Genomic DNA, 6,734 nt, shown 5'->3' on the forward strand with positions numbered 1-6,734 from the left:
TCGGCGAAGTGGCGGCCGTGGCGGCTGTCGAGAAAGTCTCGAACCCCTTCGGCGGTGGCGCCAGTGGCCTTGGCAACCGCCGGAAAGGCGATGGCCCACGCCGCGTCCGCATCCGTGAACCCGGCGGTCGAGCCGTAGAACCCCCAGGCTTCGTTGCAGGTCGGCAGGGTCGAGTTGGTCATTGCAGGTCTCCGTGGTTGGCGGAGACGACTAACGCTCTGTTCGCGGGCACTATCCAGTCAAATAGACGGTTTTGCGTCACTTTTCCGGACTTCACCCCCGGTCGCTAACTCGCGGGCGTGAAAAGTTTGGGCCAGGCGCGGTTTCCCCTCCCAAGGCCCCAGACTTTCGACCTCCCCCCGGAGGAATCAGCCGATCGGCCAGCCATCGGGGCCGGTGCCGACCGTCCTGCGCAGCCCGAACTGCTCGGCCGTGCGGGCCTGGTGGCAGTCGGCGCACAGGCAGCGGATGTTGCTGTCGTCATCGCTGCCACCTTTGGCGAGCGGCACGATGTGGTCGGGGACGGTGGCCTCGCGAACAATGCCCCTGGCAGCGCAGTCCCGGCAGAGCGGTTCGGCCTGCAAGCGCTGCAACCGCTGGGCGACGGCCCTGCGTCCACGCAGTCGTTCGGCCATGAGCAGGCCCCCGAAAAAACAACGCCCGGAAGCTGGTGAGCTCCGGGCGCAGTTCCCAATCCTCTATTTCGGAAGAATGCCCAAGACCGTCCAGAAAAACAAGGAAAACGGCCACTTTTCGCCATCATGTCAGCACTTTGCGGTGCGTGTCCCGCGCGATGCCGAACAGGTCCGCCAGTGCGTCCAGCACGAGCGCGAGGTTTGTCAGATCAGCCTGCGGCCAGCCTCCCGCATCCTCGTCGAGACAGACCAGGCGATACGCCAGCACGCTCGGGGCCTTTCCCGGTGCATCCACTCGCTCCCGATCGCACTGGTCGAATACGTCGAGCACGGCACCATAGTGCCGCCGAACCTTCTCGACGAGCTCGCGGCTGGGAGGCGCACCATCACCGCCGAGCACCCCGTCGCTTGCCAGAAGGGCCGTGACCGATGCCGGGAACGGCATGGGCCAACCCAGGACCGCGTGGTGCCGGTGATAGACTTCCCCGTACTTCTGGCCCGCCGCGTATTGCTCAGCGGTGATGACTTGCCCAAACGCCAGCCGTCCCAGCGCCGTGCCCAGGCGTTCGTCACGGGCCTGGCGCGCCGTAACCCCATAATGGCGCTGCCGGGCTTCCAGCACCGTGGCCATGGCTTCGCGCTGGGTCTCGGCGGCCCCGGGCTGGACCAACTTGCCGGAAGGGTGGCGCCGGCCAGCCTTGCGCTTACGGCCGCGGGCCATGGGCGCCTCCATAGAGCCGTTCGCCGATCGCCCGGATCGCCTCGCGCTCCGAATGGCTCAGGCGGTGATCGCTGACCGACACGGCCAGGATCCCGGCCTTCCAGCCATCGCGCTTCAGTTCTTCGCCGTCGCGCTGCCGGGCATGGCCGTAGATTTTCGAGATCATGGTCATCAGCCAATCTCCCGCAGCAGGGCGGCATAGCCGATGACATCGACGACGCTGTCGGCATGGCGCGGATCGTAGGTGAGCCGGGTGAGCTTGAGGTCGATCATGCACAGCGCGACCTGGGCCGGTGTCACCGGTGTCCCGAGCGTGATCGTCCAGCGATCGGCAATTGCCCGGAACTGTTCGGCCGGATCCCCGTAATCGTCGCGGCGTTCTTCCAGCACCTTGGCGGTGTGGCCGAGAATGGACCAGCTGGTCATCGCACACCTCCACGGGTCGCAATTGCCCAGAGCAGTATGGCGATCGCATCGGCCTCGTTGTCATCGACCGGGGCAAAGCCGCGCAGCCGCACCGCGTCGATGACGGCGGCCTTGTCGGCATTGCCCTTGCCCGCAATGAACCGCTTGATCGTGCCAACGAGGACGCCCTGGTAGGCGACCAGGTGTTCCTCGCACCATGCGGTCAGCACGGCCAGCAGGCCGCCGTAGACATGGCCTGCGTCGGTGCCGATGTGACGGCGCACTTCCTCAAAGTGGATGGCCTCGATCGGGCCGGCATCAATGTCGAGCTGTTCGAGCCAGCGGCGGAAACGCAGGAACCGCATCCCGCCGCCATCGAAGCGGGTGTGCTTGAACGACATTGTGCCGCTCGAGATGAAGTCGTCGCCCGTCTGCAGCGCCCAGCCGGTGCTGGTTCCGAGGTCGAGGGCCAACATCGCTCCTCGCATGATTGTCGGCCGCACAGGGGCCGGCGGGGTTGCGCTGCGCACTGGCGCAGGCAGAGTCAGGATATCCATGATGATTCTCCGTCAAAAGGGATGGATCGTGGTGCGGACGGCGGCGGTTTTGTGCTTGGCGGTACGGACCGCCGTCGTCCGGTCTTGGGGGGATGGGTTTCAGGACACCGGCGCCTCCATCAAAACGGGATGTCCGAGAGCTCATCGTCGAGCTGCTCGAGCGTGGTGCGGCTGGGACGGACGCTGACCACCTGCGCACCGGGGAACGCATCCTTGGCTGCGGCCAGGATCGGGTGGCAGCGGATGACGTTGGCGATCTCGTCGAGCGCCCAGACCTGTGCCTGGCGGCCATGACGCTGGGCCCGGCCGGTATCGCGCAGGTCGCGCACCAGGATCACGAGACCTTGCTCCGTCTCGAACTCCCACTGGTCGACCGGCAGCGGTCCGCCCTTCGCCTCGCGGGCCAGCTGGTCGAGCTTGTCGTAGGCCCGCAGCATCGCCTCGCCGTGCTGGCGGACGAGCTTGAGATTGAACTCCCACACCGCGGCGTTGAACAGCTTGTGCTGGGCGTGGAACCGTTCAGCCCACTCGATCGGCACCAGCATGGGCAAGCGCCCGATGCCCCAGCGTTCGTCCATTTCACGACCGCGTTGGTCGACGCAGTTGATGATGACCTGCATGTCGCTGATCTGACCATGCCGGGTCGGTGGCGCGCCTTTCATGCGCCCCTCCTTTCGCTGTTGAGAATTGAGGCTGACGACGCGCTTGGGCGTTGTCGGAAGCCCTTAGGGGGTATGGGGGGGAAGCGACTGCGCGTTCCGACGGCTTCCGACAGGGCTTCCGCCGCCTTCCGACTGGCTTCCGACTGACGCAAAACCGTGCTTCCGACGGCTTCCGACAACGTGATTTTGGGGCTCATCTGTCGGGCTCCAGGTACTTTACGACCCGCAAGCCAGTGGCCTTGCCGTGGAACTTTCCGGCCTCGGTGACGAGGTAGCCATGCTGCTGCCACTTGGTGATCGAGGTCTCGGCCTCGCGCTTGGAGACGCCGTACTGGTCGGAGATGAGGTCAACCGCGAACCGGCCCTTGCGCCGGGCATGGGGGAATGCCGACCACGGTGAGCCAGCGCGCCAGGCCTCGTCGATCGCCTGGAAAATCTCGCGGATCTGGTGCCAGCTGAGGCGTTTTTCCTCGACCGGCGTTGCCCCGGCCCCGAGCACCGGCACCAGCGTCGACTGCTCGGCGCCAAGGCCACTGGTGAGGTCAACCACCTTCATGGTGAAATGCAGGTCGTCGAGCTCTTCGCCGTCCTTCTGCTTCTCGACCGAGAGGACCGTGGTGGCCTCGTCCTTGGCGACCCGGATCGAGGTGTCGCAGCCGCCCAGCAACACGGTCGAGCCGCGCATGCCGCGGTCGAGATCCTTGCCCGCGTGGTGGATGCCGATCACGGTGCCGTTGCAGTGCTGCTGGATGGCCGCGCACCCGTCGATGAACATCGACATGGCTTCCTGGCTGTTCTCGTCTTCACCGGGGATCGAGCGCGACACGGTGTCGATTACAACCAGGCCGATCTCGAAATCCACCGCCGCCCGGACCTGGTCGATCGTCCGCTTCAGCTTCTCGAGGCTGGCCGGGTCGAGCATGTGCACGGCGACCGGGAGCAGCCGGAACGGTGCATCAACGCCTGTGAGACCATGTTCCCGGCGCCAGCCTTTGATGCGCTGGCCGATGCCGAATTTGCCTTCGCCGGCGATGTAGAGGACGCCGGTCTGCTTCGTGGGCTTGCCGTGCCAGTCGAGGCCGTAGGCAACCCGCAGGACCATATCGAGGGCGATGAAGGTCTTGTGCTCGCCAGGGCGGCCGTAGAGCAGGACCAGGCCGTTTGCCGGGACCAGCCCGTCGATCCGCCAGCTGGGCGGCGGCATGGTGTCGATCTCGTCGAGACTGAGGGTCTCGAACACGTCCGGGCTGGTTTCCGGGCCCACCTCGAAGATAGCTCGGACTGCGTCAATGCCGGAGGTCGCGGCCATGTCGTTGAAATCGGTGCCGACGCTTGCGGCCGGGAACGTGGGGAACAGTGCCGGGCAGCCCAGGATGCGGGCAGCGGCGATCGCGGCTTCGCGGCCGACGTTCTTCGCCTTGCCCCGGTCATCGTCACCGGCAACGATCCAGGAGGCGCCGGGATGGGTCGCAGCGAGGCGCTCAGCGACCTTGACGAGATTACCGGCGTTGAAGGCCACCACGACGGTGTGGCCGGTTGCCTCGTGAAGCGTGGCGCCGGTGGCAAAGCCTTCGCAGACGAGGACCGGACCCTTGGCATCGGAGAGCCTCGGGCCGATGATGAACAGCCCGCCCGCGGTCGGAAGATCCGAGCAGAACAGCTTGTGCCCGTCGGCGCCGATCGTCTGCAGCGACTGTATCTTGCCGTCCGGACCTTGAAGCGGGACGAGAATGTGCGCGCCATCGAGCCGCGTGCCGTTTGGGCCGATGCCCTTGGCCGCAAGATAGGGATGGCTGGTGTAGGTGGGATCAGCGGCAATCCAGCGTTCGCGTGCCTGGCGCATGGCCGCATCGCGCCGCGCTGCCTGCTCAGCCTCGAACCGCGCCTGGCGGGCCTTGAGCTCGGCGACGCGGTCGGCCGACATGACCGGGAAGGTCCCGCCTGTCAGGTGCTCGGCAGCCTGGCGGATGTCGAGGCCGGCCTGGTGCTGCAGGAAATCGAAGATGTCGCCATGCGCTCCACAGCCGTAGCAGTGATACCTCTGGTCCTGCGGGTAGACGGTAAACGACGGCGTGCGCTCTTCATGAAAGGGGCAGAGGCCCACGAGCTGGTGGCCGCGGCGCTTCAGGGCGACATGCTGGCTGACCGTCTCGGCCAGCGGGAACTGGTCCTTGATGGCCTCGATATCGATGCCGCCTGTTTCGATGCGACGCGCCATCGCGGCCAATCTCACTTTCCGGGATGTGGATAAGACGTGGGATAATTCGGGTATGAGCAGTGGAAGCCGGGCCACCGCAGCAGCCCGGCATTCGCACGGTCAGAACAGCGGTGCCCCTGCGGGCGCGGGGGCCCCTGCAGGCGCAGGTGCCACCGGCGGCGGCATGTGGGCAGCAGGTGCAGGTGCAGCGGGCGGAGGAGCCGGAGTGACCGGAGCAGCTACCGCCTGCTGGTTGCCGTCGCCAAGAGCGGCAGGACGATCCGTCCAGCCGATGATCTCGAACTGCGGCTGGTAGTTGGTGCTGTGCTTGTTGCTGACCGGGATGACGCCGACACAGCGCACGACGGGAAGCTGGCCGGTCGCCGTCTCGGGCGCCGCCACCCACAGATCATACAGCTTGTTCATCGCCTCGATCACGATGCTGGCGGTCGAGGTGAACTCGCGCAGGCCCAGCAGGTTCTTCTCGGAATAGAGGTCGAGCTGGAAGCCGCGCTTGAAGTCCTGACCGGGGTTCGGCGCGGATTCGCTGAAGGACGGGTCGATGACCTTTTCCGGCGCCACATTCGCGTTGAACTTGAACCAGCCGGTCTTAAGACTGGTCATGTCGAACACGGCCGTGAGGTCGGTGACCTCGAACATCGGCTCGTCCTTGCCGTCACGCTTGGTGTACCAGCGGCCGGCCTTGGCGTTGTAGCCGACGTAGACCTTGAACTCCCCACCAGAGGGGGAGACAGTCATGAAACCCATGATCCTGTTTCCTCTTTGCTCAGTGCGCCGCGTTGAGGCAGGCGGCATTGCCTTCGGGGGCTGAACCCCAAATCTCATCAGCCGCCCGGCGGGCAGCGGGGTCGTTCCAGTAAAAGCTGTCGAAGTCGGGGGAGAGCGACCGGGTCAGCGCTGCGCCATCGTCCGACAGCGACAGGAACCGCTCGATCGACTGCGCAATGTTCACGACGCGATCGAGATGCGTGCGCGGGTCCTCAAGCCGGTAGACACCCATCTTCTGGGGCGTGACATAGGCGAAGCGGATCTCGGCATTGCCGTGGGCCGCATGGTAGATCGCGCCTTGGCGGGCATGGGGATCGGAGATCTTCGAGGACAGGCGCGCCTGGGTCTTGAGATCAACGATGATCCCGTGCTCGGGAAACCAGAAGTCGAGCCAGCCGATGAACGGCACCGGCACGCCGGGCAGCTGGACCTCGATCCGGTGCTGCCGTGTCTCGTCCGCAGCGGCGGGGACGCCATATTGCCGCAGTTCAGCGAGCGCGATGGCGACGGCCGGGGCGATGTTGGCGCGCTCCTTCTCGACCGCCGGGTCGGCAGACAGGGCCGTCAGCTGGTTGAACCGGGCAATGGCCGCTTCCTGGCAGGCCTCGACCGGCACGGCAGGATCGAACAGTCCCATCTCGACGCCGGCCTCGATGGCCGTGCCGCGGTGGGCGGCGGGTCCGACCATGGACTTGCGCCCCATCAGCTTCTGCATTGCCCACATCGCGGGCTGGGCCACGAACAGGTTAATCGAGGAGGCCGAGAGGT

Annotated in this window: 9 protein-coding genes and 1 pseudogene; all 10 read right to left on the bottom strand. The window is 66.0% G+C overall.

The window, feature by feature from the left end; translation table 11 throughout:
* Positions 1 to 182: pseudogene (locus ACK42S_RS14145) on the bottom strand (hypothetical protein); the annotation flags it as partial.
* A gap of 186 nt (positions 183 to 368) precedes the next feature.
* Positions 369 to 635, bottom strand: coding sequence for an HNH endonuclease (locus tag ACK42S_RS14150; RefSeq protein ID WP_409708784.1), 267 nt, complete (start codon positions 633 to 635; stop codon positions 369 to 371).
* Between the two features lie 124 nt (positions 636 to 759).
* Positions 760 to 1,356 carry a hypothetical protein gene (locus tag ACK42S_RS14155; protein ID WP_409708787.1) on the bottom strand — a complete coding sequence of 199 codons (597 nt, stop codon included), beginning with the start codon at positions 1,354 to 1,356 and terminating at the stop codon, positions 760 to 762.
* The gene (locus tag ACK42S_RS14160) at positions 1,340 to 1,528 is read right to left on the bottom strand and encodes a hypothetical protein (RefSeq protein ID WP_409708790.1); all 189 of its coding nucleotides are present in this window, start codon (positions 1,526 to 1,528) and stop codon (positions 1,340 to 1,342) included. Before ACK42S_RS14160 ends, ACK42S_RS14155 begins: the two co-directional genes overlap by 17 nt.
* Positions 1,528 to 1,782: a DUF6378 domain-containing protein gene (locus ACK42S_RS14165; RefSeq protein WP_409708793.1), complete on the bottom strand. Its 255-nt coding sequence runs from the start codon at positions 1,780 to 1,782 to the stop codon at positions 1,528 to 1,530. Before ACK42S_RS14165 ends, ACK42S_RS14160 begins: the two co-directional genes overlap by 1 nt.
* Positions 1,779 to 2,249 (bottom strand): crossover junction endodeoxyribonuclease RuvC, encoded by a 471-nt coding sequence (locus ACK42S_RS14170; RefSeq protein ID WP_409708808.1) that lies wholly within the window; start codon positions 2,247 to 2,249, stop codon positions 1,779 to 1,781. The genes ACK42S_RS14165 and ACK42S_RS14170 overlap by 4 nt, the downstream gene beginning before the upstream one ends.
* A 188-nt stretch (positions 2,250 to 2,437) precedes the next feature.
* Positions 2,438 to 2,980 carry a hypothetical protein gene (locus tag ACK42S_RS14175; protein ID WP_409708796.1) on the bottom strand — a complete coding sequence of 181 codons (543 nt, stop codon included), beginning with the start codon at positions 2,978 to 2,980 and terminating at the stop codon, positions 2,438 to 2,440.
* 193 nt (positions 2,981 to 3,173) lie between these two features.
* Positions 3,174 to 5,198, bottom strand: a complete 2,025-nt coding sequence (locus ACK42S_RS14180) for an AAA family ATPase (protein WP_409708799.1) — start codon at positions 5,196 to 5,198, stop codon at positions 3,174 to 3,176.
* 99 nt (positions 5,199 to 5,297) lie between these two features.
* Positions 5,298 to 5,936 (bottom strand): hypothetical protein, encoded by a 639-nt coding sequence (locus ACK42S_RS14185; RefSeq protein WP_409708802.1) that lies wholly within the window; start codon positions 5,934 to 5,936, stop codon positions 5,298 to 5,300.
* A gap of 28 nt (positions 5,937 to 5,964) precedes the next feature.
* The coding region (locus tag ACK42S_RS14190) for a hypothetical protein (RefSeq protein WP_409708805.1) at positions 5,965 to 6,734 on the bottom strand (770 nt) is incomplete at its 5' end.

It is taken from the genome of Caldimonas sp. (assembly GCF_046289365.1).
Classification (GTDB): domain Bacteria; phylum Pseudomonadota; class Gammaproteobacteria; order Burkholderiales; family Burkholderiaceae_C; genus Caldimonas.